21 protein-coding genes are annotated in these 21,924 nt (G+C 71.1%); 13 read left to right on the top strand and 8 right to left on the bottom strand.

What is annotated here, in order from left to right:
* Positions 1 to 87 precede the first annotated feature (87 nt).
* The 4 genes from ACFY1E_RS25595 to ACFY1E_RS25580 all read left to right on the top strand — a co-directional run bounded on the left by ACFY1E_RS25595 (position 88) and on the right by ACFY1E_RS25580 (position 5,023).
* Positions 88 to 1,128, top strand: a complete 1,041-nt coding sequence (locus ACFY1E_RS25595) for a tetratricopeptide repeat protein (protein WP_389079744.1) — start codon at positions 88 to 90, stop codon at positions 1,126 to 1,128.
* Positions 1,125 to 2,162, top strand: a complete 1,038-nt coding sequence (locus ACFY1E_RS25590; protein ID WP_389079742.1) for a polyprenyl synthetase family protein — start codon at positions 1,125 to 1,127, stop codon at positions 2,160 to 2,162. Before ACFY1E_RS25595 ends, ACFY1E_RS25590 begins: the two co-directional genes overlap by 4 nt.
* A gap of 143 nt (positions 2,163 to 2,305) precedes the next feature.
* Positions 2,306 to 3,265, top strand: coding sequence for a threonine/serine dehydratase (locus tag ACFY1E_RS25585; protein WP_389079741.1), 960 nt, complete (start codon positions 2,306 to 2,308; stop codon positions 3,263 to 3,265).
* 132 nt (positions 3,266 to 3,397) lie between these two features.
* Positions 3,398 to 5,023, top strand: a complete 1,626-nt coding sequence (locus ACFY1E_RS25580) for a serine/threonine protein kinase (protein ID WP_389079739.1) — start codon at positions 3,398 to 3,400, stop codon at positions 5,021 to 5,023.
* Here ACFY1E_RS25580 and ACFY1E_RS25575 read toward each other — a convergent pair.
* Entirely contained in the window at positions 5,015 to 6,460 is a 1,446-nt protein-coding gene (locus tag ACFY1E_RS25575; protein ID WP_389079738.1) for a serine hydrolase domain-containing protein, read from the bottom strand. The two genes, ACFY1E_RS25580 and ACFY1E_RS25575, sit on opposite strands and share 9 nt — an antisense overlap.
* A 74-nt stretch (positions 6,461 to 6,534) precedes the next feature.
* Here ACFY1E_RS25575 and ACFY1E_RS25570 point away from each other — a divergent pair, with 74 nt between their 5' ends.
* The 3 genes from ACFY1E_RS25570 (at position 6,535) to ACFY1E_RS25560 (ending at position 9,406) form a co-directional block, all read left to right on the top strand.
* Positions 6,535 to 7,506: an LLM class F420-dependent oxidoreductase gene (locus tag ACFY1E_RS25570; protein ID WP_389079736.1), complete on the top strand. Its 972-nt coding sequence runs from the start codon at positions 6,535 to 6,537 to the stop codon at positions 7,504 to 7,506.
* Positions 7,507 to 7,590: 84 nt separating this feature from the next.
* Positions 7,591 to 8,607 (top strand): hypothetical protein, encoded by a 1,017-nt coding sequence (locus tag ACFY1E_RS25565; protein WP_389079735.1) that lies wholly within the window; start codon positions 7,591 to 7,593, stop codon positions 8,605 to 8,607.
* A 91-nt stretch (positions 8,608 to 8,698) separates the two neighbouring features.
* Positions 8,699 to 9,406, top strand: a complete 708-nt coding sequence (locus tag ACFY1E_RS25560) for a DUF2238 domain-containing protein (RefSeq protein WP_389079733.1) — start codon at positions 8,699 to 8,701, stop codon at positions 9,404 to 9,406.
* Here ACFY1E_RS25560 and ACFY1E_RS25555 read toward each other — a convergent pair.
* Positions 9,330 to 9,827 (bottom strand): DUF6328 family protein, encoded by a 498-nt coding sequence (locus ACFY1E_RS25555; RefSeq protein ID WP_389079732.1) that lies wholly within the window; start codon positions 9,825 to 9,827, stop codon positions 9,330 to 9,332. The two genes, ACFY1E_RS25560 and ACFY1E_RS25555, sit on opposite strands and share 77 nt — an antisense overlap.
* Before the next feature lie 160 nt (positions 9,828 to 9,987).
* Between ACFY1E_RS25555 and ACFY1E_RS25550 the strand changes: the two genes are divergently transcribed.
* On the top strand, positions 9,988 to 10,332 hold the full coding sequence (locus ACFY1E_RS25550; RefSeq protein WP_389079730.1) for a hypothetical protein: 345 nt from the start codon (positions 9,988 to 9,990) through the stop codon (positions 10,330 to 10,332).
* Positions 10,333 to 10,345: 13 nt separating this feature from the next.
* Here the strand turns inward: ACFY1E_RS25550 and ACFY1E_RS25545 are convergent, their stop codons facing one another.
* Positions 10,346 to 11,329, bottom strand: coding sequence for an aldo/keto reductase (locus tag ACFY1E_RS25545; protein ID WP_389079729.1), 984 nt, complete (start codon positions 11,327 to 11,329; stop codon positions 10,346 to 10,348).
* Between the two features lie 190 nt (positions 11,330 to 11,519).
* On the opposite strand from ACFY1E_RS25545, the gene ACFY1E_RS25540 reads away from it, so the two are divergent.
* Positions 11,520 to 13,199, top strand: a complete 1,680-nt coding sequence (locus ACFY1E_RS25540; protein WP_389079728.1) for a cholesterol oxidase substrate-binding domain-containing protein — start codon at positions 11,520 to 11,522, stop codon at positions 13,197 to 13,199.
* Positions 13,200 to 13,271: 72 nt separating this feature from the next.
* Here the strand turns inward: ACFY1E_RS25540 and ACFY1E_RS25535 are convergent, their stop codons facing one another.
* The gene (locus ACFY1E_RS25535; RefSeq protein ID WP_389079726.1) at positions 13,272 to 13,877 is read right to left on the bottom strand and encodes a TetR family transcriptional regulator; all 606 of its coding nucleotides are present in this window, start codon (positions 13,875 to 13,877) and stop codon (positions 13,272 to 13,274) included.
* Positions 13,874 to 15,313 carry an MFS transporter gene (locus ACFY1E_RS25530; protein ID WP_389079725.1) on the bottom strand — a complete coding sequence of 480 codons (1,440 nt, stop codon included), beginning with the start codon at positions 15,311 to 15,313 and terminating at the stop codon, positions 13,874 to 13,876. The genes ACFY1E_RS25535 and ACFY1E_RS25530 overlap by 4 nt, the downstream gene beginning before the upstream one ends.
* Positions 15,314 to 15,705: 392 nt before the next feature.
* Between ACFY1E_RS25530 and ACFY1E_RS25525 the strand changes: the two genes are divergently transcribed.
* The 3 genes from ACFY1E_RS25525 (at position 15,706) to ACFY1E_RS25515 (ending at position 17,472) form a co-directional block, all read left to right on the top strand.
* On the top strand, positions 15,706 to 16,077 hold the full coding sequence (locus tag ACFY1E_RS25525) for a tyrosinase cofactor (protein ID WP_389079723.1): 372 nt from the start codon (positions 15,706 to 15,708) through the stop codon (positions 16,075 to 16,077).
* Between the two features lie 33 nt (positions 16,078 to 16,110).
* A complete protein-coding gene (locus tag ACFY1E_RS25520) occupies positions 16,111 to 16,935 on the top strand; it encodes a tyrosinase family protein (protein ID WP_389079722.1) in 825 nt (274 codons plus the stop codon).
* A gap of 84 nt (positions 16,936 to 17,019) precedes the next feature.
* Positions 17,020 to 17,472, top strand: coding sequence for an SRPBCC family protein (locus ACFY1E_RS25515; protein WP_389079720.1), 453 nt, complete (start codon positions 17,020 to 17,022; stop codon positions 17,470 to 17,472).
* A 41-nt stretch (positions 17,473 to 17,513) separates the two neighbouring features.
* On the opposite strand, the gene ACFY1E_RS25510 is transcribed toward ACFY1E_RS25515, so the two are convergent.
* Together ACFY1E_RS25510 and ACFY1E_RS25505 are read right to left on the bottom strand one after the other, a co-directional pair.
* Positions 17,514 to 18,212 carry a ribonuclease H gene (locus tag ACFY1E_RS25510; RefSeq protein WP_389079719.1) on the bottom strand — a complete coding sequence of 233 codons (699 nt, stop codon included), beginning with the start codon at positions 18,210 to 18,212 and terminating at the stop codon, positions 17,514 to 17,516.
* A 53-nt stretch (positions 18,213 to 18,265) separates the two neighbouring features.
* Positions 18,266 to 19,060, bottom strand: coding sequence for a VOC family protein (locus ACFY1E_RS25505; protein WP_389079718.1), 795 nt, complete (start codon positions 19,058 to 19,060; stop codon positions 18,266 to 18,268).
* A gap of 162 nt (positions 19,061 to 19,222) precedes the next feature.
* Here ACFY1E_RS25505 and ACFY1E_RS25500 point away from each other — a divergent pair, with 162 nt between their 5' ends.
* The gene (locus tag ACFY1E_RS25500; protein WP_389079826.1) at positions 19,223 to 20,227 is read left to right on the top strand and encodes a zinc-binding alcohol dehydrogenase family protein; all 1,005 of its coding nucleotides are present in this window, start codon (positions 19,223 to 19,225) and stop codon (positions 20,225 to 20,227) included.
* Between the two features lie 26 nt (positions 20,228 to 20,253).
* Here ACFY1E_RS25500 and ACFY1E_RS25495 read toward each other — a convergent pair whose 3' ends face one another.
* Entirely contained in the window at positions 20,254 to 21,843 is a 1,590-nt protein-coding gene (locus ACFY1E_RS25495; RefSeq protein ID WP_389079716.1) for a putative glycoside hydrolase, read from the bottom strand.
* Positions 21,844 to 21,924: the final 81 nt, after the last annotated feature.

Genomic DNA, 21,924 nt, shown 5'->3' with positions numbered 1-21,924 from the left:
GTCAGGGCCCATTTTTCGACGCTCTATACACGCCATGTATACGCGAATTGTATAGATGGTGTGTATACCGGCCACTGAAAGGGATTCATGTACGGCAAGGCATTCGCCCCGGAATACCAGGGCGCCCTGAACACCCTCTCCGTGAACTCCTCGCTGACCGACGTACTGGCCGCCGGCACACGGGAGTTGAGAGCGGCCGAGCAGGCCGGGCGGCACGGAGAGGTGGCCCGTTCCGGCCTCGCGGTGGCCGAGGCGCACCGCCGACTGGGGCAGGTGAGGGACGCCGACCGGGCGTGGAAGGCGAGCTACCGTGCGGCCCGTGCGGCCGGGGACACGGCGGCGATGGCCTGGGCGCTGTGGAGCGGCGGTACCCTGGCCCGGCAGCGGGGCGCCTTCCCCCTGGCCTGGCGGCTGCTGGGGCTCGCGGCGGAACTCGGCGAACGGGGCGGCGACGTCGTCGTACGCGGCTACTCCCTCGCGGGACTCGCCGAGACCGGCCGCATCCAGGGCGACTACCAGGCCGTCCGCAGACTGCACGAGCAACTGCTGGCGGAGGCCCGGCGGCGCGGCGAGGCGCGGCACACGGTGTGGGCGCTGGAGGGCATCGCGCAGATCCACCGCAACACGGGTGAGTACGACACCGCGTACGCGCTGTTCGAGGAGGCGGCCGAGATAGCCGCGCGCGCCGACGACCGGCGCGGCCACGCCTGGGCGCTGCGCGGGCTCGCCGACATCGTGTCCGTGCGGGACGGGAACGTCGAGCGGGCGCTGGCGCTGCTGTCCGAGGCGGAGAGCACCTGCCGGGCGATGAAACTGTCCAGTGCGCTGGCCTACAACCACAAGATGCGCGGCAACGTCCTGTACCGGGCGGGGCGCTGGGCCGAGGCACGAGACCTGTACGAGCAGGCTCTCGCGGAGTTCCGTGCGATGAGCGAGCCGCGCGGGCAGGCACTGGCGCGTCTGGGACTGGCCAAGTCCCTGGCCCGGCTGGGCCGCGACCGTGCCGAGACCGCGGCCGAACTGGCGGAGCTGGCAGGGGAGTTGGAGCGGATCGGGCTGCGGCACGCACGGGAGATGGTGACGCGGGCGCAGCAGGAGTTCGGCGTGACCGCGGAGGTCGTACGGTGACGGCGCTTCCCTCGACGCTGCAGGCACCGGCCGACACACCCCAAGCCCTCTATCGTTGCCGCGAGTTGGTACGCCCCGCGTTGGTGGAGGCCGTGGGGCGCATGCATCCATGGGTGGGTGAGATGGCCTCCTACTCCTTCGGCTGGTGCGAGGTGGGCGGTACGCCGACCGGCGCCTCCGGCGGGAAGGGCGTGCGGCAGGCGCTGGCCGTGCTCGGAGCCGAGGCCGCGGGCGCGGACGGGCGGGCCGGGGTGCCCGCGGCGGTCGCCGTGGAACTGGTGCACACCTTCTCCCTCCTGCACGACGACATCATGGACGGTGACGCGGCCCGGCGGCGCCGACCCACCGTCTGGAAGGCGTACGGCACCGGGCCCGCAGTCCTCGCGGGCGATGCCCTGTTCGCGCTGGCCGTCGAGACCCTCGCCTCGGCACCGGGCGGGCCGCAGGCGGTGCGGGTGCTGTCGGTGGCGCTGGGTGACCTGGTGCGCGGCCAGGCGGACGACCTGCTGTTCGCCGCGCGCCCGTGGACGGGGCCGCAGCGGGTGCGGCCGGCGGAGTACCGGGCGATGGCCGAGCACAAGACGGGCACGCTGCTCGGCTGCGCCGCCGCACTCGGTGCCCTGCTCGGCGGTGCGGCGCCTTCGGTGGTCGACGCTCTGGACCGTGCCGGGCGGCACCTCGGGATCGCCTTCCAGGTCGTCGACGACGTCCTGGGCATCTGGGGCGACCCAGCGGTCACCGGGAAGCCCGTGCTCGGCGATCTGCGGGAACGGAAGAAGACGTTCCCCGTGCTGGCCGCACTCGACTCCGGCGCCCCCGCCTCCCGCCGACTGGCCGCACTGCTGGATGCGGGCGGGGACCCCGCGGAGGCGGCCGCGCTGATCGAGACGCTGGGCGGCCGGACGCAGGCGCTGGCCGAAGCGCGTGCGCACATCGCCGCGGTGAGGGCGGCTCTGACCGAAGTCCCCCTGCCGCCACGGCCGGTGGAGGAGCTGCGGTCCTTGCTGGCGTATCTGGTGCGGCGGGATCTCTGAGAGGGTGGCGGCGCCTGCTCGCAGGCCGCCGTCGCCCTTCGCCCGCCATGAGCGGCCAAAGCGTTTGACCTGAGCCGTCTCCGCCGTCAGGGTGCGAAGGGGTACGGACCCTCGTCTCCCCCGTGCCGGGAAGGGTGACTGTCTTGATCGGGATATCCGAGGTCGAAGCCGTGGCCGAGCGCATCGCCGGGCACGTCGTGCGGACGCCGACGCTGCCGAGCCCGGGACTGGCCGCGCTGCTCGGAAGCCCGGTCACCGTCAAGCTGGAACTGCTGCAGCGCACCGGTTCGTTCAAGGCGCGCGGAGCGACGGCGAAGCTGCTGTCGCTGAGTGCCGGCGAGCGTGCCGCCGGAGTCGTGGCGGTCAGCGGCGGCAACCACGGGATCGCCGTCGCGGTCATGGCCGCCGCCCTCGATGTGAAGGCCACGGTGGTCATGCCGCGCTCAGCACCCGCCCGCGCGATCGAGATCGCCGAGGCCGCGGGAGCGTCGGTACGGCTGACGGACGCCATGGACGAGGCGTTCGCCCTGATGAAGCGGCTCCAGGAGGAAGGGCTGACGCTGGTCCATCCCTTCGACGACCCGGTGGTCGTGGCCGGGCAGGGCACCGTCGGGCTGGAGTTCGCCACCGACGCGGGTGACGTCACCGACGTGCTCGTCAGCATCGGGGGCGGCGGACTGATCTCCGGTGTCGCGACGGCGTTGCGGGCCCGGCGCCCCGAGGTGCGGATCTGGGGCGTGGAGACCGAGGGTGCCCAGGCCATGTCGGAGGCGCTGACGGCGGGCGGCCCGGTGCCGGTCGCCCTGTCGTCCCTCGTGAGCACGCTCAGCGCACCCTCCGTTTCACAGCTGACCTACGACCATGTGTCCGCGCTGGTCCACGAGGTCCTCGTGGTGCCGGACCGGGAGGCCGTGCAGGGCACGCTCGACCTCGCCGACCATGCCAAGGTGTGGGCCGAGCCCGCGGCCGGCTGTCTGCTGCCCGCGGCCCGGCAGGTCCTGCAGCGGGTCGGTGAGGGCGCACGGCTCGGACTTGTCGTGTGCGGGGGCAACGCGACGACCGGCGATGTCATGGGGTGGGCGAAACGCTTCGGAGCGGGCTGAGTTCGAGTCGTTGTCCGCTGAATGAACAAATGCCCGCGGGCGCCGATGATTTGCGGATCCTTTGAACGCACCCCGTCGCGCTCCCCGTACCTCTGTGAAAGGTGAGACGCACGGGTACGACGAGGGATGGCCATGGTCAAGGCGCATGTCTTCACGCACGAGTTGGTCGCCGGAAGGTACCGGCTCGTCGATGTCGTCCACCAGGAGACGAACCGCATCTGCTGGTACGGCAAGGACGTCAACGTCGGACGGGCCTATCTCCTCACCCAGATCGCGCTCCCGGACGACCCGGACGCCGAGACCGCGCCCCGCGCGACGGCCCGTGTCATCCGCATGTCCGAGACCATGGGGATGATGTGCCCCGGCGCGGTCGCGACGGTCGTCGACGCCGTGGAGCAGGACGGCACGCTGTGGACCGTGACCGAATGGATCGACGGGACGCCCCTGAGCGAACTCGTCGCCCAGCAGGGCACGTTCAACTATGTGCGGGCGGCCCGTATCGGGCTGGAACTGCTCGAAGTGCTGGAGGCGGCGCACGGCGAGGGCATCACCCACGGCGAACTCAGCCCCGGCCAGGTCTATGTGCAGGAGCGGGGCGGGATCGTGGTCACCGGCTTCGGCCTGGCCGGCGCGACCCTGGCGCCGAGGCTCTCCGCACCGTCGTACGCCTCCCCCGAGCAGGCCCGTGACGAGCGCATCGGGCCGGCGGCCGACCTGTGGGCGCTGGGCGCGATCCTCTACACGATGGTCGAGGGACGTCCTCCGTTCCGGGACCGGGACCGGCCCGAGGCCACCTTGAAGGGCGTGGACCGGCTTCCGCTGCGCACCCCGGTGCATGCCGGGCCCCTCACCCCCACCGTGCAGGGGCTGCTCCGCAAGAACTCCAGGGAGCGGCTGACCCGTTCGGTGGTCCGCGAGGCCCTCACCCGCGTCCTGACCGAGGACCCCGACACGCTCTCGGCCACCGTGGCGCGGCCCCGGCTGCGCGGTGTGTACACCGCCGCCTGCCATGCCGCCCCCGGCTGGAGCAGACGCACCATGGCCATCGGGACCGCACTGGCCGTGCTGACCGTGACGGCCGCCGTGCTGGCCGCCACCGATCAACTGCCGGGCACCGGCACGTCCTCGACCGACACCGCGCCCCAGCCGGCGGTCTCCGCCACGGCATCCGCCACGCCGCAGGACAGCCGCACCGACAGCAGGAACTCCAGCCCGTCCGCATCGCCCACGCCGACCGCGTCACCGACGACATCCGCGCCCTCCCCCTCGTCCTCCGCATCGGCCGGCGCGCTGCCGCCGGGTTTCCACCGCTACACCGCGCCCGAGGGCTTCTCCGTCGCCCTCCCCAAGGACTGGAAACGGGTGAACACCTCGCGGGTCGGCGACCTTTCGACCCGCGTGACCTTCGGCGCGGACGGCGATCCCCGCACCCTCGCGGTCACCTACAGCACCGTCGTGGGCCCCGACCCGGTCGCCGTCTGGCGCGACGACGTCGAGCCCCGGCTGGAGAAGGACGACGGCTTCCAGCGGATCGGCGAGATCAAGGCCACGACGTACCAGGGCCACAAGGCCGCCGACATGGAGTGGCTCTCGGAGGCCGACGGCACGCGGGTGCGCACCTTCGGGCGCGGTTTCCTGCTCGGCGGCGGCCGTGGCTTCTCGCTGCGCTGGACGACTCCGGCCGCCGACTGGGACGACGCCGCCAACCGGCAGGCGCTGGACACCTTCCTGCGGACCTTCCGGGTGACGTCAGGCTGAGGTCCGGGGCGCGCGCAGCGCTCGCAGCGGGGGGCTGTGCAGCGGAGTGGTGTGCCACCGCGCTGTGAAGGTGCGCTCCGGCAGCGAGCACGTCACGGTCAGCCGGTGCGGTGTCTCCAGGAACACGACGTCCACGACGAGGCTGTCCGCCTCGGTCCATCCGCCGCTCACGGCGATCGGCAGCGGATCGTCGGTGACGGTCCAGCCGTCCTCCTGCACCTGCAGGTCGAGTTCGTGCCCGTCCTCGGTCAGGCGCAGTGCCCAGCCGTCCGCTCCCCTTCTCACCCCGGCCCCGGTCAGCTTCGGCTGGTCCGGGCAGACGCCGCCGTACGGGGTGAACTCGGCGCCCGCCCAGTCCTGCGGCCGCTCCGGCGGTGCGGGCTTTCCCGCGGCAGGGGGCAGCGCGAGCCGCGTCAGCCGCTCCCGCAGGGCCGTGTCCTCGTGCTCACGGCCCGGCAGCGGTTCGGGGCCGAGGGCAGGCAGAAGGTGCTGCCAGGCAAGGTCGAGCACCTGCTGCATCTGCTCGGTCGCCGCGGTCGTCGCGATCACGGCGTCGTGCTCGGGCAGCACGAGGCAGAACTGCCCGTACGCGCCGTCACCGCGGTAGCCGTGCCGGGAGGTCCAGAACTGGAAGCCGTAGCCCTGCTGCCAGTCCGACAGCGCACCCGCGGCCGTACCGTCGCCGTTGCCGATGTGCGGGCGCGTGGCCTCGGCCACCCATCCCTCGGGCAGCAGGCGCCGCCCCTCCCACACCCCGTCCTGCAGATACAGCTGGCCGAGCCGGGCGACGGCGTCGGTGGTGGCGTGCAGCCCGCTGAAGCCCAGTTCGCGTCCGGCCCGATCGCGCAGCCAGGCCGTCTCGCCCACCCCGAGCGGGTCCAGCAGCCTCGGGCGCAGGTAATCGGTCAGCGACTGACCCGTGACGCGCTGCACGATCGCGGCGAGGGTGTAGGTGGTGGGCTGGTTGTAGGCGAAGACGGTCCCCGGCTCCCGCTCGGGCGGCAGCAGCAGGAAGCCGCGCACCAGGTCCGCGCGGTCGGCGGCGAGCGCCCGGTCGAGGGTCTCCGCCTCGTGCCCGCTGGCCATCGACGCCACGTGCCGTACCAGCATCGCGCGGCTGCGCGGGTCGGTGATGTCGGCGTCGAACTCGGGAAAGTACGAGATCACCGGGTCGTCGAAGCGCAGCGGCCCCTCACCGGCGGCGATCCCGGCGGCCGTCGCCGTGAAGCTCTTGCTGAGGGAGTACAGCAGGTGCGGTCGTTCCCAGGTGTACGGCGCCCACCAGCCGGAGGCCACGAGCCGGCCGTGCCTCATGATCATCAGGCTGTGCGGCTCGATGTCCGGAGCGGCTTCGAGGGCGTCGAGGAAGGCGTGGACGCCGGTGGCGTCGACGCCTTGGGCGGCGGGGCTGCCGACGGGCAGCGGGCGGGCGCTCATGAGGGCATCCTCCCTGCTGACCCGCGCTCGATCGAGGGCCGTTTTCAGCTGCCTGTACCGGGGACTCGGCGGACATGGTGCAAATCGGATACACGATGATGACCGAGCAGGCCGGCCCCCGTGACCTCGTCGACCATCTGGTGCGGGCCGAGGGCGCCGGCTACGACTTCTCAGTGACCTCGGACCACTACTTCCCCTGGCTGCGCTCGCAGGGTCACTCGCCGTATGCGTGGAGCGTGCTGGGCGCGGCGGCCCAGGCGACCTCCACCATTCCGCTCATGACCTACGTGACCTGTCCCACCGTCCGCTACCACCCGGCGGTGGTGGCGCAGAAGGCGGCGACGATGCAGTTGCTGTCCGAGGGCCGCTTCCGGCTGGGCCTCGGCTCCGGGGAGAACCTCAACGAGCATGTGGTGGGCGGCGGTTGGCCGTCCGTCGACGTGCGCCACGAGATGCTGGAGGAGGCGGTGGAGATCATCCGGGCGCTCTTCAAGGGCGGCCATGTCAACCATCGCGGCACCCACTTCGACGTGGAGTCGGCCCGGCTGTGGGACCTGCCGGACGAGCCGCCGCCCATCGGCATCGCCGTCTCCGGCGAGCAGTCCTGCGCCCTCGCGGGCAGGCTCGCCGACCTGGTCATCGCCACCGAGCCCAAGGCGGGCCTGCTGACCGCGTTCGACGAGCACGGCGGTGCGGGCAAGCCGCGCGTGGGCCAGCTGCCCGTCTGCTACGACCCGGACCGGGACACGGCGGTGAAGCGCGCGCACGCGCAGTTCCGCTGGTTCGGCAACGGCTGGAAGGTCAACTCCGAGCTGCCGCACCCGGATGCGTTCGAGTCGGCGACGCAGTTCGTCACCCATGACGACGTCGCCTCGTCGATCCCGTGCGGCGACAACCCGGACGACTTCGTCGAGGCCGTACGGCCGTACGCCGAAGCCGGCTTCGGGGAGATCGCACTGGTGCAGATCGGCGGCGAGTCCCAGCCCGCGTATCTGGACTGGGCGGAGAAGACACTGCTGCCGGCGCTGCGGGACGCCTTCGGCTGATCGCGGAAGTCCGGCGGGCGGGTCCGGATAGGCTGCCGGTCTGCACTTTTGCAGTCCGACCAGCTTTGCACAGGAGAGTCGTCCGTGACCCTAGCGATCGTCCCGTCCGAGTCGTCCCCCGCCCCGCTGTCCGACCTCGTCGCGCGGGACGCGCGCGAGTTCGGCGTGTACGCGCGGACCGGAGGCTGGGCCTTCGGCCTGATGGTGGCGCGCAGCGTACGGCCCGGCGGGCAGGGCGCGGAGGAGACGCCGAAGGTGTCCGCGAAGGAGTTCGCGGAGCTGGCCGGGTGCTCCCCGGAGCGCGTCATGCGCTACTACAAGGCCTGGGACCGGGCCGCCGACGACGGCATGGTTCCGCACTTCGAGGCGCTCGCGCCGGGCCAGGAGGTGGAGCTGCCGGACGCGGACGTGTGGCTGAGCTACTACGTGTCCCGCAACAGCGCGACCTCGGAGCGGGGCACCGCCATCGCGGAAGCCGCCGAGGCGGAGGGCATCCGGCCGACGAAGGCGCTGGAGGTCGCCGAGAACCCCACCGCCCTGCGCGCCGCGATCCTCGCCGACCCCTCCACCGCCCGGGCGGCCCGGCAGGCGCTGCTCGACCGCGTCCGTGAGGACCCGGAGCTGCAGGCCGAGTTGGCGCGGGACGTGGTCCGTACCGATGACCTGAAGAAGGCCGTCGCCACCGAGAGCCGGGCCGCCGACCGGATCGGCTATGTGCGGCAGATCGCCGAGTCGGGGCAGGTCAAGACCCCGGCGGGGCAGACCATCGACGCGCCGGTCGACCTGCGCCAGGAGGCCGAGCGGCACCTGTCGCTCATCGACGAGCTCGAGGACGACGAGGACGCCGGCGAGTGGGCCGGCGAGGCCTACGACACGATGAAGTCCCTCGTCGCCGAGGCCGTGGAGGCCGATCCCGAACTGCGGGTGCAGGAGCGGCGGACGAGGTTCTACAGCAGCCTGCAGAAGGCGACGAAGGCGTTCGAGGAGCTGACCTTCGACGATGTGCAGGACTTCGTCGAGGACGACATGGTCCAGCGTCTGGAGGAGCTCCAGCAGGCCATCGTGATGTGCCTGAGCGCGCTGCGCGGCGACAAGGGCTGAGGATCCGGGCCCGGGCGGGGCTGAGTAGCCGTACTCATGCCGCCGTCCGCCCGCTCGGCCAGCATGGGGGCTTCCACGAGGAGGAGCCCCCATGACTGCTGTCCTGCACTCCGCCGTCCCGCGACGGCGGCTGCCCGCCCTGCTCGCCGTCACCGTGGCACTGGGTCTGGCCGCCTCGGCCTGGGGTGCGCGCGATCGCACCACCTGGTTCCTGGAGACGGTGTGGGTGCTGGCCGGGTTGCCGCTCGTGGTGCTGACCTGGCGCCGCTTCCCGCTGACGAACCTGCTGTGCTGCTTGCTGGCCGCCCATGCGCTGGTCCTGGCGGTGGGCGGCCACTACACCTACGCGCAGGTGCCGCTGGGCGACTGGGTGCGGGACACCTTCGGCCTGGCCCGCAACCCGTACGACCGTTTCGGCCATCTGATGCAGGGCTTCGTACCGGCCGTTCTGGTACGGGAGTTGCTCAGCCGTACCTCGCCGCTGCGCGGCAGCCGCTGGCTGGCGCCGCTGACCGTGTGCGCCTGCCTCGCCTTCAGCGCCGTCTTCGAGATGCTGGAGTGGCTGGCCGCGGTGACCGGCGGGCATTCCGCGGACGCCTTCCTGGCCACGCAGGGCGACGTGTGGGACACGCAGTGGGACATGTTCTGCGCGCTGATCGGCGCCACGGTCTCGGTGCTGGTGCTCTCCCGCCTGCACGACCGGCAGCTCGACGCACTGGGCGTCACTCCGTGTGGCGGTACCGGGTCCACAACGGCACCCCGTACCAGCACAGCACGTACCACGCGACCACTCCCGTGACGATCCAGGGCACGGCCGCGTTGTGGGTGGCGACCCGGAGGATCAGCAGCAGCGAGGAGGTCATGGTGGCGAGCAGGAGCGCCAGGCCGACGAAGGTCAGCCGGGAGGCCCACTCCACGGCCTGCGGCTTGACCCGCCGCCCCGACACCAGGCGGTGCAGGGAGACCGGCCCGATCAGCGCTCCGGTCGCGGCGGCGCCCAGCACCACGGTCACGATGTAGATGGTCTTGTCGGTGTGCTCCAGTGAGTCGTACTTCTGCTGGAACACCACGGTGAGCAGGAAACCGAACAGGATCTGCACCCCGGTCTGGGCGACCCTGACCTCCTGGATCAGCTCGCCCCACTTCCGGTCGGCCCTCTCCTCCTCGGTCTCGTGCCGCCCCCACTCGTTCACTTCTGCTCTGCTGTTTGTGGCCGGCAAGGTTCCTCCCGGCTCGATCGCCCCGGATGTCTACCCGACCCGGGTTCCCTGTTCGCGCGGGATTGACCGGGCCGTGCGCAATCGGACCCTGTTTGGGCGATCAACAGACGGTTACACGGAGCGCATGGCGTACGACGACCACCCGAGGAGTCCGACGACCATGTCCGGCAGCGAGCTCACGGTCACCGTCAGCGGCGGCACCGCCGCGGACGCACGCGCGGTCGTGCGGGTCCTGGAGCCCGCCTTCGGAAAGCCGAAGGAGGAGCTTCCCGCCGCAGACGAGGTCACCGTCCACACGGCGCGGTTCGAACACGATCCGGCAGGCCGGCCGTCCGAGCCCGGCCCTGTCGGCCATCTGTCCGGGGCGGTGACGCTGACCGTGCAGGGTTCCCCCGTGGCGGTGGCGCAGGCGCGCGAGACGCTCACGCACGCCTTCACGGCCCAGGACCAGGGCTCGGTCTCCGGCGACCAGGAGCAGGAGTGGCAGCTGCTCCTGGAGCCGTGAGCCGATTGCCGCGTTACCAGCGGGCTTCCACCTGCTCCTTGATCCGGCGGTCGTAGAGGTCGCGGATCGCGGTGAGCGTCTCGTCCGTGAGCGGCGGAAGCTTGGCGGCGGCCGCGTTGGCGCGGGCCTGCTCGGGTGAGCGGGCGCCGGGGATCACGGTGGTCACGCCGGGCTGCTGCACGATCCAGCGCAGCGCGAGCTGGGCCGGCGTGTACCCCTCGGGCGCGAGCGCGGAGAACTCGGCGGCCGCCTCGACGCCCGTCGTGTAGTCGACACCCGAGAAGGTCTCGCCGACGTCGAAGGACTCGCCGTGCCGGTTGTAGGTGCGGTGGTCGTTGGCGGGGAAGACGGTGTCCTTGGTGTACTTGCCCGACAGCAGACCGGAGGCGAGCGGGACCCGGGCGATGATGCCGACGCCGGCCTCCTGCGCGGCCGGGAGGACTTCGTGCAGCGGCTTCATGCGGAAGGCGTTGAGGATGATCTGGACGCTCGCCACGTTCGGCCGTGCGATCGCGGTCAGCGCCTCGGCGCAGGTCTCCACGCTGACCCCGTAGGCCGCGATGCGCTCCTCCTCGACCAGGGTGTCCAGGGCGTCGAACACCTCGTCCGTGGAGTACACGGGTGTGGGCGGGCAGTGCAGCTGTACGAGGTCGATGCGGTCGACGCCGAGGTTGCGACGTGAACGGTCGTTCCAGGCGCGGAAGTTGTCGAGGACGTAGTTCTCGGGGATCTGCTCGACGCGGCGGCCCATCTTCGTGGCGACCAGCACATGCAGGTCCGGCCTGCCGCTGAGGAACGCGGCGATGGTCTGCTCGCTGCGCCCGTCGCCGTACACGTCGGCGGTGTCGAAGAAGGTCACCCCCGACTCGGCCGCCGCCTCCAGCACCGCCAGGGCTTCCTTGTCGTCGACGTCTCCCCAGTCGGCTCCCAGCTGCCATGTGCCCAGACCGACGACGGATGCATGCTGACCCGACCTACCGAATGTGCGCTCTTCCATGGGGGCAGTCTGTCATCCGTCACGCCTGCGCACGGAACCGACCGCTCCGGAGAGCCACCTGTGAAACTTTCACTCGGACGAGTGATGGTATTGGACAGGAATCCTGCACGTGTCAACGGGCCCCTAGCGTGAACCCGTGACTGACTGTTCAGCGAGCAACTTATCGTCCGGGTCGTCGGAGAACTCGTCGTTGAGCCGCCGCGGCTTCCTTGCGGGCGCGGCCGCGCTGGCCGCCGCTCCCGTGCTGATCGCGGCCGATCCGGCGGTCGCCGCGCAGGAGCTGCCGGACTTCCCGGCGGATGTCGCCCTGTACCGCTCGGCGTACCGCAACTGGGTCGGTGAGATCACCGCGGACGGGCTGTGGGCCTGCGCCCCGGCCGCCGCGGATCAGGTGGTCGCGGTGGTCAACTGGGCCTGGCGGCACGGCTGGAGGGTGCGTGCCCGGGGTTCCGCGCACGGTTGGTCGCCGCTGACGATCACCGAGGGCACCGCCTCAAACGCTCCCGTCCTCCTCGTGGACACCGCCCCTCATCTCGCCGGCCTGTCGCTGCACTCGGCGACCGCGGTGCGCGCCGGCACCGGCGTCACGATGGAGGCCCTGCTCACCTATCTGGAGGCGCACGGCCTCGGGGTCACCGCTGCGCCCGCTCCCGGTGATCTCACCCTGGGCGGCGCGCTCGCCGTCGACGCGCACGGCACCGCCGTACCGGCGCGGGGCGAGCAGCGGCCGCCCGGGCACACGTACGGCTCGCTCAGCAATCTGGTGCTGTCGCTGACGGCGGTCGTGTGGGACGAGAGCTCCGGTGCGTATGTGCTGCGGACGTACCAGCGCGACGAGGCGGACTGCGCCGCGCTGCTGACCCATCTGGGGCGTGCGCTGGTGACGGAGGTCGTGCTGCGGGTGGGCGCGAACGCCAATCTGCGGTGTGTGAGCCGTACGGACATCCCGGCAGCCGAACTCTTTGCGGCGCCCGGCTCCGAGGGACGCACACTCGCGAGTTACCTCGACACGTCGGGACGGGTGGAGGCGATCTGGTTCGCCTTCACGGAGTTCCCCTGGTTCAAGGTGTGGAGCGTGGCGCCGACGCGGCCGCTCACCTCCCGGCATGTGACATCGCCGTACAACTATCCGTTCTCCGACAACGTCCCGACCGTGGTGGCGGACCTGGTCGGGCGGATGACCTCGGACGCGGCCTGGTATCTGGCTCCGGTGCTGGGCAACGCTCAGTGCGACGTGGCGGCGCTCGGGCTGGTGGCGACGCTGTCGGCGGACATCTGGGGGCCGTCGAAGAACACCCTGCTCTACATCAGGCCGACGACGTTGCGGCTGACCGCGAACGGCTACGCCGTGCTCACCACGCGGGCCCAAGTGCAGCGTGTGGTCGCCGAGTTCACGTCCTTCTACCGGGAGCGGCTCGCCGCTTACGCGGCGCTCGGCCGCTTCCCGGTGAACGGTTCGGTGGAGATCCGGGTGACCGGCCTCGACGACCCGGCCGATGCCGGACTGGACGGTGCCCGCGCCCCGTTGCTGTCGGCGCTGCGGCGGAGCGACACGCACCCGGAGTGGGACACGGCGGTGTGGCTGGACGTCCTGACGCTGCCGGGCACGCCGTATGCGGAGGCCTTCCTGCGCGAGCTCGAACAGTTCCTGCTGCGTGCGTTCGACGGGGAGCACGCGCTCACCCGGGTCGAGTGGTCCAAGGGCTGGGCCTACACGGACGCGGCCGCCTGGAGCGACGAGGAGGTGCTGGGCACGACGGTGCCCGCGTCGCTGGGCGAGGCGGCGTGGGGGCAGGCGGCCGGCATCCTGGACCGGCTCGACCCGCACCGCGTGTTCGGCAACGGGTTCCTGGACCGGTTGCTGCATTGAGCGGTGCCGTTCTTGTGGTGCAGCCGGGAGCCGGTCGTGTCCCGGGGGCCGACGGTCCCGAGCGGTTCGCGGCTACGGCCGCGGGGTTGCTCCGCCCGGTGTGAGGTGCGCCTGCAGCGCGGGGGCGTAGCGGGCCACGATCTCCTCCAGTGCGGCGCCCCGCACATGGGTGCCGCGCGCGATGCCGTACATGACCCCGAGGCCCAGCAGGTTCGCGACGGCCAGCTCGGCGCGCAGGCCCGCTTCGGGGCCGTCGAGGCGTTCGGTGAGGCGGTCGGTGACCTGGGTGCGGAAGTTGGTCCGCAGGATGTCGCCCTGTGCGCCGTGCAGGGGCGCGAACACGATCCGCAGGAGCGGGTCGGCGCCCTGCTGCGACTGGCTGACCAGCACATGGCGGACCATGTGCCGGCCGAGCTCGTCGAGCGGCGCGTCCAGCAGGGCGTCGGCGTCGGTCTCGAAGGACATGACGCGGGCGAAGAGGGTGTCCTTGTTGCCGAAGTACTTCAGGATCAACGGCGGGCTGACACCGGCCCGTTCGGCGACCGCCTTGAGCGTGATGTCGGCGTGGGCGTGGCGGGCCAGCAGGTGCCGGGCCGCCTTGAGGATGGCCGCCTTGGTCGCCTCGGCGTCCCGGCGGGCGGGCGCGGAGGTGGTGGGGGGAGTGCTCACGGCACTCATGCTCCCTCCAGCGCCTCGTCGTGGGGATCCCGGATCCTCCCGCGGGCCCGGCGTGTCCCGCCCGTCGTCGCGTCGCCGGGGATGGTGAGGGCTGCGGCACCGGCCGTCAGGGCGACCGCGCCGGCGATGCCGAAGGCGAGCAGATAGCCGTGCAGGGTGGGCACGGGGACTGAGCCGACCAGGCTGGTGTGGTGGACCAGTACGGCGGCGACGGCGGCGCTGGAGACGGCCTGGCCGATGGTGCGCATCAGGACGTTGACGCCGTTGGCGGAGGCGGTCTGCTCGGCGGGCACGGCACGCAGGATCAGGGTGGGCAGGGCCGAGTAGGCGAGGGTGGTGCCGGTGGACACCACCGTCGCACCCAGGATGATCATCCAGAGGTCGCGGCTGTCGGCGATGCGCACCGCGTAGCCGCAGGCGATGACCGCGGCCCCGAGGGCGAGGGTGATACGGGGGCCGCGGGCCGCGGAGATGCGGGCCGAGACGGGTGAGAACAGCAGCATGGTGACGCCGCCGGGCAGCAGACACAGGCCGGTCTGCACGATCGACAGCCCGAGTCCGTACCCGGTGGCCTCGGGCGCCTGCACGAGCTGGGCGGTCACCAGGGAGTTGGCGTAGAAGGCGAACCCGGTGAGCAGCGCGGCCACGTGCGGCAGGCCCACGCGCGGCCTGGACACCAGCCGCAGGTCGACCAGCGGGAGTTCGGTGCGCAGCTGCTGCCACCACCACAGGGCGAGTACGACGACGGCGCCGAGGAAGAGGCCGACGACTCGTGCGCTGCCCCACCCCCACTGCCCGCCCTGCGACACACCCAGCAGCAGGCACACCAGTCCTGCGGCCAGCCCCAGTGCGCCAGGCACGTCGAAGCGGCCGGGCTGCCGCACGGGCGACTCCTTGACCGCCCACCACACCGCCGTCACGCCGAGCGCGCCGAGGGCGCTGGTCAGCCAGAACATGGTGTGCCAGTCGGCGTACTGCACGACCAGCGCGGCCAGCGGCAGGCCCAGGGCGGCGCCGATGCCGACGGTGGAGCTCATCAGCGCCACCGCGGAGCCGCGGCGCTCCGGTGGCAGCTCGTCGCGCAGGATGCTGATCGACAACGGCACCACGGAGGCGGCGGCGCCCTGCAGGGCGCGGGCCGCGATGAGGACGACGATGTCGGACGACAGGGCGCACATCACCGAGCCGACGGTCATCAGGACGAGGGCCGAGATCAGCACCTTGCGCTTGCCGTACATGTCTCCGGCCCGGCCGAGCACCGGAGTGAGCACGGCGCCGGACAGCAGGGTCGCCGTGACCATCCAGGAGACCGTGCCTGCGGAGGCGCCCGTCAGCCTCGGCAGATCGGGCAGGAGCGGTACGACGACGGTCTGCATGACGGCCATGAGGATGCCGCCGAACGCCAGCACCGGAATCGTGAGCCGGTCACGGACCATCGGAGCTCCAAGTGGTTGAAACCGGAAACAAGAGGTGAATGACGATTCACCATAACGGGTGAATGGCAATTCACCCAAGAGGAATCTTGCGCACGGTCGGCAGCGGTCGTTGATCACCGATACGGATCACGCCAGTTCTGCGAGGTGAGACAGGCCACTTGCCGCACAGGCACCCGCGAAGGATCACCTCAAACAGGGGACACTCGGGAAGGAATTCCCCGTTCCGGTGGCCGGTGGGCCGACATCTCGGCAAGATCGACTTCGTTCAATCTTGCATGACATGTACACAATTGTCCTGATCGTAGCCAACCACTCTCGGGGGATTTCTCCCGTTCGCCGCGGGGCCGATAGGCATTCCGGGTCGTCAATCGAACGCACCCCGGAGATCCCGTATGCCGACCCTGACCCGACGCCGCGCGCTCACCGCGGCGGCCGCCCTCACCGCGGCCGCCGCCGCGCACACCGCCGCCGCTCCTGCCGCATCCGCCGCAGACCACATGCACCACGGCTCCCCCGAACCCTTCGACGAGGTCTACAAGGGCCGCCGGATACAGGGCCGCCCGTCCTCCATGGGCGGCCACCACCACGGCATGGGTTACACCGTCCTCGTCGACGGGGTCGAACTGCACGTGATGCAGAACGCCGACGGCACCTGGATCAGCGTCGTCAGCCACTACGCCCCGGTGCCCACGCCACACGCGGCCGCACGGGCCGCCGTCGACGAGCTGCAGGGCGCCCGGCTCGTCCCCCTCCCCGCCAACTGATCCGTCCGCAAGCCCTTTGGGAGCACCCGCACCATGACCGTCCGCAAGAACCAGGCGAGCCTGACCGCCGACGAGAAGCGGCGCTTCGTCGCCGCCGTCCTCGCACTCAAGCGCAGCGGCCGCTACGACGCCTTCGTCACCACCCACAACGCCTTCATCCTCGGCGACACCGACAACGGCGAACGCACCGGCCACCGTTCACCGTCCTTCCTGCCCTGGCACCGAAGATTCCTGCTGGAGTTCGAGAGCGCACTGCAGTCGGTGGACGCGTCGGTCGCGCTGCCCTACTGGGACTGGAGCACCGACCGCTCGCCGCGTTCCTCGCTGTGGGCACCGGACTTCCTCGGCGGCACCGGACGCGCCCGCGACGGCCAGGTGATGGACGGCCCGTTCGCCGCGTCCGCGGGCAACTGGCCGATCAACGTGCGCGTGGACGGGCGTACGTTCCTGCGCCGCCAACTGGGTGCGAATGTACGGGACTTGCCGACCCGTGCCGAGGTCGAGTCGGTGCTCTCCACCGCGATGTACGACATGCCGCCGTGGAACAGCGCCTCGGACGGCTTCCGCAACCACCTGGAGGGCTGGCGCGGGGTGAACCTGCACAACCGGGTCCATGTCTGGGTCGGCGGACAGATGGCCACCGGGGTCTCCCCCAACGACCCTGTGTTCTGGCTGCACCACGCCTACATCGACAAGCTGTGGGCCGAGTGGCAGCGGCGCCACCCGGGTTCAGGCTATCTGCCGACCGCCGGAACACCCGACGTGGTCGACCTCGACGAGACGATGAAGCCGTGGAACGACGTACGGCCCGCCGATCTGCTGGACCACACCGCCCACTACACCTTCGACACCGACTGACGGCCGGAGCCCGGCGGTTTGCCCGGCAGGTCAGGGGTACCCGCGCCGGACGCAACTGATGTAGAACGAAGGAGGGGTTCACCCGTGTCGCAGGTCGAGGAATCCATCGAGGTCGGCGTCCCGGTGCACACCGCCTACAACCAGTGGACTCAGTTCGAGACGTTCCCCGAGTTCATGAACGGCGTGGACCGCATCGAACAGCGCACCGACACGCTCACGCACTGGGTGACCAGCGTCAACGGCGTGCACCGCGAGTTCGACGCGGAGATCACCGAGCAGATCCCGGACGAGCGGGTCGCCTGGACGACCGTCGCCGGTCAGGCCCGGCAGGCCGGGGCGGTGACCTTCCACCGCCTCGACGACAACCACACCAAGGTCATGCTGCAGATGGACTTCCATCCGGACACCATCACCGAACAGGTCGGCGACAAGCTCGGCTTCGTGAAGCGGCAGACCAAGGGCGACCTGGAGCGCTTCAAGAAGTTCATCGAGTCGCGCGGACAGGAGACCGGCGAGTGGCGCGGCGTGGTCAGCTGACCTGCGCCCGGTCCTGAACGGTGTGCCGTACGGCCCCGGCCCTAACCGGCCTCCGCCGTACGGCACTCCGGGTGCCCCCAGCCCTGCCCGTTCTTGGCGATGGGCTCACCGGCCGCGTAGGAACGGCCGCACAGGCAGCGGCCCGGGAACTTCGCCTTGATGGTGCGGGACGACGAGCCCGTACGCTGCCGGGACGCGGCCGGCTTGCGGCGCGGGGCGCTCGCCTTCGGGGTGTCCGGGGAGGGCGGCGGCGCCGGTGAACCGAGGTCGCTGCCCGCGGGCTCCTGGACCTTGGCGGCCTGGCTGGCGGCGCGGTCGGCGAAGTCGTTGAGCGGGTCGCCGTCGACCTGGTGGGCGGGCACATAGCGGAATTCGACCGTGCGGCCGTCCAGCAGTTCGTCGATGCGTACGACCAGTTCCTGGTTGGCGACCGGTTTGCCGGCGGAGGTCTTCCAGCCGTTGCGCTTCCAGCCGGGCAGCCAGGTGGTGACCGCCTTCATGGCGTACTGGGAGTCCATCCGGACCTCGAGCGGGACGCCCGGGTCGGTGGCCGCCAACAGGCGCTCCAGGGCGGTGAGTTCGGCGACGTTGTTGGTTGCCGTGCCGAGCGGCCCCGCCTCCCAGCGGGCCGGGGTCTCGGAGTCGTCGGAGACCACCCATGCCCAGCCCGCCGGTCCCGGATTTCCCTTCGAAGCCCCGTCGCACGCGGCCACCACACGTTCACGCATGGCCTCGATCATGCCACGGGCGCACAGGGACCTCGACCATCGTCCAGCAGACGCCCACGCCGGCCCTAGACGTCCTTCGTCTTGGGCAGCTCTCCCTCTGTCCTCGTGATGTCGATCACCGAGAAGTTCGCGCCCTGCGGGTCGCTGATCGCCGCGAACCGGCCGTAGGGGCTGTCCATCGGCCCGAAGCGCAGCGTGCCGCCGAGCTTGGTCGCCTTGGCGACCGCGTCGTCACAGTCCGGGACGACGAAGTAGAGATTGAGGTAGGACGGCACCTCGGGCGGGAACTCCTCGCCCATCTTCATCCGGCCGAGGACCGTGGTGTCGCCGAGGTTGAACATGCGGAAGTCGACATTGTCGTCGACGATCTGCTGCGCCGTGTACGGGAAGACGGCGCTGAAGAACGTGTCCGCCTTCTCGGGTTCACGGGTGAAGACCTCGGCCCAGCCGTAGGCGCCCGGCTCGGCGGTCGCCTCGAAGCCCTCGTGGGTGCCGCCCTGCCACACCCCGAAGACGGCGCCACTGGGCTCGCGGGCGATGCACATGGTGCCGAAGTCGCCGACCTGCATGGGTTCCATCAGCACCTCGCCGCCGTTCTCCCTGATTTTGGCGGCGGTGGCGGCGGCGTCCGGTGAGGCGAAGTAGAGGCACCACTGCGAGGGGGCGTCCTGGCCGGGCATCGGCGGTACGACGGCGGCGACCGCCTTGCCGTCCGCATAGGCCTGGGTGTAGTTGCCGTACTCCGACGACGCCTCGCCGAAGGTCCAGCCGAGGACGTCACCGTAGAAGCTCTTCGCTCCCTCGACGTCGCCGAACATCGCGTCGGCCCAACAGGGGGTTCCCTCAGGTTGTACGGCCATGGCTGCGGCCCTCTCCCGAATCGGCGGATGGTCCGTTTCCTCACGCTAGTCATGCATGCGGCCGAGCGCGCGCCGAACGCCGGGGTCCGTTTCAGACTGGACGGACAGGCCCTCGGCACACTTTCGACACGGCGGACGGGGTGCGGAATGGCGGACGGGACAATGCGTGCGTGGTCGGTGGTGACACCGGGGCCGCTCACGGAGCACGGCCTGCATCTCGTGGAGAAACCGGTACCCGTGCCGGGCGAGGACGAGCTGCTCGTGCAGGTGCGCGCCTGCGGGGTGTGCCGCACCGACCTGCATGTCAGCGAGGGGGACCTGCCGGTGCACCGGGCGGGGGTGACGCCCGGGCACGAGGTCGTGGGCGTGGTGGCCGGGTCCGGGGCGGCGGTCACCGGCTTCGCGACCGGGGACCGCGTGGGGGTGGCGTGGCTGCGGCGCACGGACGGCACCTGCGGGTACTGCTCGCGTGGGGCCGAGAACCTGTGCCCGTCCTCGCGGTACACCGGCTGGGACGCGGACGGCGGGTACGCGGAGTACACGACCGTGCCTGCCGCGTTCGCCCACCGCCTGCCGGAGGCCGTCGACGACGTGGCGCTCGCGCCGCTGCTGTGCGCCGGGATCATCGGCTACCGGGCGCTCAGGCGGGCGGCGCTGCCGCCGGGCGGACGACTGGGGCTGTACGGGTTCGGGGGCAGCGCCCACCTGTGTGCGCAGCTCGCGCTGGCCGAGGGCGCCACCGTGCACGTGATGACCCGCGGGGCGGCGGCGCGGCAGCTCGCGCTCGGCCTGGGCGCCGCCTCCGCGCAGGACGCGTACGCCATGCCGCCCGAGCCGCTGGACAGCGCGATCCTGTTCGCACCGGTCGGCGACCTGGTACCGGTGGCGCTGCGGGCCCTGGACCGCGGGGGCACCCTCTCGATCGCCGGCATCCACCTCAGCGACACACCGCCCCTGCACTACGAGAGCGATCTGTTCTACGAGAAACAGATACGGAGTGTCACCTCCAACACCCGCGAGGACGCCCGGGAGTTCCTGGCCCTGGCAGCCCGCCACGGCGTCCACGCCACCACCCACCCCTATCCACTGACACGGGCCGACGAGGCCCTGCGGGACCTCGAGGCCGGGCGCTTCGACGGGGCGGCCGTACTGGTGAACGACCTTTGACCCACTGCTGGAGATCCAGGTTCTTGTCATCGCAGGGTGGTCAGCGCTGCCTCTTGGTACGTGGCTCCGGCGTTCCAGAGCAGGAAGGAGTTCATGCCGTCCCCGGCCGCGGCTCTGATCTGGTCGGCGACTTCGGTGGGGCCGTAGTGGACGCCCAGGGAGAAGTCCTGGAGCCAGGGGACGATCGTGGCCCTGGTGCCCTTGACCTGCTTGGCGAAGTCGGCCAGCGACCGGTCGACGATCTCGTACGGGCTGTCGTTCGGATTGGCGACCCCGTACTCGCCGGCGGCCCAGTGCGAGGGGTAGACCATGGGAGCGATGTAGTCGGCGTGTCGGGCCATGGCGGGGATGTCCTGGGCGATTTCGGTGGGCCGGGTGGCGGCGATGCCGAACACCGAGACCCCGAGGTATTTGCCTTCGGGCTGGATGCGGCTCTGGGTGTCGGCGACGAACTCTGCGATGGACTGTTCGGGGGTCTGGTCGCCCAGGCCGGGGAAGCGCATGGTGGAGAGCTTCCCGTCGGGGCGGCGCACGTAGTCGTACAGGATGTCGTCGAAGCCCAGCTTGGCCGCTTCGGTGGCCAGGGCGATGTTGTACCGGCGGACCTCGGGATCGGCGAAGTTGGTGAACGAGAGTGTGCCGTAGTGGCCGCCGTCGTAGGGGCTGCCGTCAGGGGCCTGGACCAGGCGGTGGTCCTTGCCCTGGCGGTAGGACGCCTGGGCGAGGACGGGGTCCCGGAAGGCCACGATCCGGCCGATGACGCGGGCTCCCATGCCGTGCAGGGTCTCGATCACCTCGTGTGCGTCGTAGCGGTTCTTCACGGCCCCGATCTCGCGGGCCAGCGGCACGGAGGAGTCGTAGCCGACCTCGCCGTTCTCGTCCTTGATGTCGAGCTCGACGGCGTTGAGCTTCTTGTCCTTGACGAGCTGGAGAACCGGGTTGCGGACCTCGGTCGAGGACCAGCCGATGGCGGTCAGGTGCGCGGCTCGGGTGAGCGGATAGGGCACGATCGCGTTCACGTGCTCGCGGGTGACGTTGCCGGCCGCGTCGGTGGCCGCCACCTCGATCCGGGCGGGGGGCTTTTCGAACCGGCGGGAGAAGGTGCCGTCGTCGCCGACGGCCACGGGCGCACCGGCTACGGAGAGCTTCACCTGGCTGGCATCCTCGACCCGGCCGCGTACCGTCACCGGTGCGCCGGGCCCGGTGGCTCGGGTGGGCGAGAGGTGCAGTTTCGGGGCGGTGGTGTCCACGGTGAACGTCCGGGACATGTCGTCCAGGAACGGCAGGCCACTGCGGGATGTGGCCGTCAGTTCGTGCTTCCCCTCGGCGAACGAGGGGATGTCGAGTATGAGGCGGCCGCCGGCTTGGTGGGTGTGCACCGGATTGCCGTCGAGCCGCACCTCCAGCCCGGCCAGGTCGGCCCCTTCCTCGGCTGTGACGGCAAGGCGCGGATTGCGGACGTCGGCTCGGCCCAGCACACCCTTGCTGCTGAGCCCTTCGACCCGGATCCGGCTGGAGGAGGACTGAATCGCGAAGGCCCCTACCGCCGCGCAGACCGGGACCAGGAGGGAAATGGCTATGACGGTGAATCGCGTTCGGAGTCGGTTTCCGCGCATGTTCACTCTGCCGTTCTCGAAAGAGGGTTCCTTGCGATATGACATAGCCGCCACGCCGTCCACCCGAGATGTTTCGAGCGG

Source organism: Streptomyces sp. NPDC001604, from assembly GCF_042893475.1.
Classification (GTDB): domain Bacteria; phylum Actinomycetota; class Actinomycetes; order Streptomycetales; family Streptomycetaceae; genus Streptomyces.
This window is presented reverse-complemented; position numbering and strand designations above follow the sequence as displayed.

Coding starts and splice junctions, on each gene's coding strand:
- ACFY1E_RS25530 (WP_389079725.1), bottom strand. CDS start 15,313: ATGGTCCGTGACCGGCTCACGATTCCGGTGCTGGCGTTCGGCGGCATC.
- ACFY1E_RS25545 (WP_389079729.1), bottom strand. CDS start 11,329: ATGGAAGAGCGCACATTCGGTAGGTCGGGTCAGCATGCATCCGTCGTC.
- ACFY1E_RS25580 (WP_389079739.1), top strand. CDS start 3,398: ATGGTCAAGGCGCATGTCTTCACGCACGAGTTGGTCGCCGGAAGGTAC.
- ACFY1E_RS25510 (WP_389079719.1), bottom strand. CDS start 18,212: ATGATCGAGGCCATGCGTGAACGTGTGGTGGCCGCGTGCGACGGGGCT.
- ACFY1E_RS25570 (WP_389079736.1), top strand. CDS start 6,535: ATGGTGCAAATCGGATACACGATGATGACCGAGCAGGCCGGCCCCCGT.
- ACFY1E_RS25595 (WP_389079744.1), top strand. CDS start 88: ATGTACGGCAAGGCATTCGCCCCGGAATACCAGGGCGCCCTGAACACC.
- ACFY1E_RS25575 (WP_389079738.1), bottom strand. CDS start 6,460: ATGAGCGCCCGCCCGCTGCCCGTCGGCAGCCCCGCCGCCCAAGGCGTC.
- ACFY1E_RS25535 (WP_389079726.1), bottom strand. CDS start 13,877: ATGAGTGCCGTGAGCACTCCCCCCACCACCTCCGCGCCCGCCCGCCGG.
- ACFY1E_RS25525 (WP_389079723.1), top strand. CDS start 15,706: ATGCCGACCCTGACCCGACGCCGCGCGCTCACCGCGGCGGCCGCCCTC.
- ACFY1E_RS25500 (WP_389079826.1), top strand. CDS start 19,223: ATGCGTGCGTGGTCGGTGGTGACACCGGGGCCGCTCACGGAGCACGGC.
- ACFY1E_RS25520 (WP_389079722.1), top strand. CDS start 16,111: ATGACCGTCCGCAAGAACCAGGCGAGCCTGACCGCCGACGAGAAGCGG.
- ACFY1E_RS25505 (WP_389079718.1), bottom strand. CDS start 19,060: ATGGCCGTACAACCTGAGGGAACCCCCTGTTGGGCCGACGCGATGTTC.
- ACFY1E_RS25560 (WP_389079733.1), top strand. CDS start 8,699: ATGACTGCTGTCCTGCACTCCGCCGTCCCGCGACGGCGGCTGCCCGCC.
- ACFY1E_RS25550 (WP_389079730.1), top strand. CDS start 9,988: ATGTCCGGCAGCGAGCTCACGGTCACCGTCAGCGGCGGCACCGCCGCG.
- ACFY1E_RS25495 (WP_389079716.1), bottom strand. CDS start 21,843: ATGCGCGGAAACCGACTCCGAACGCGATTCACCGTCATAGCCATTTCC.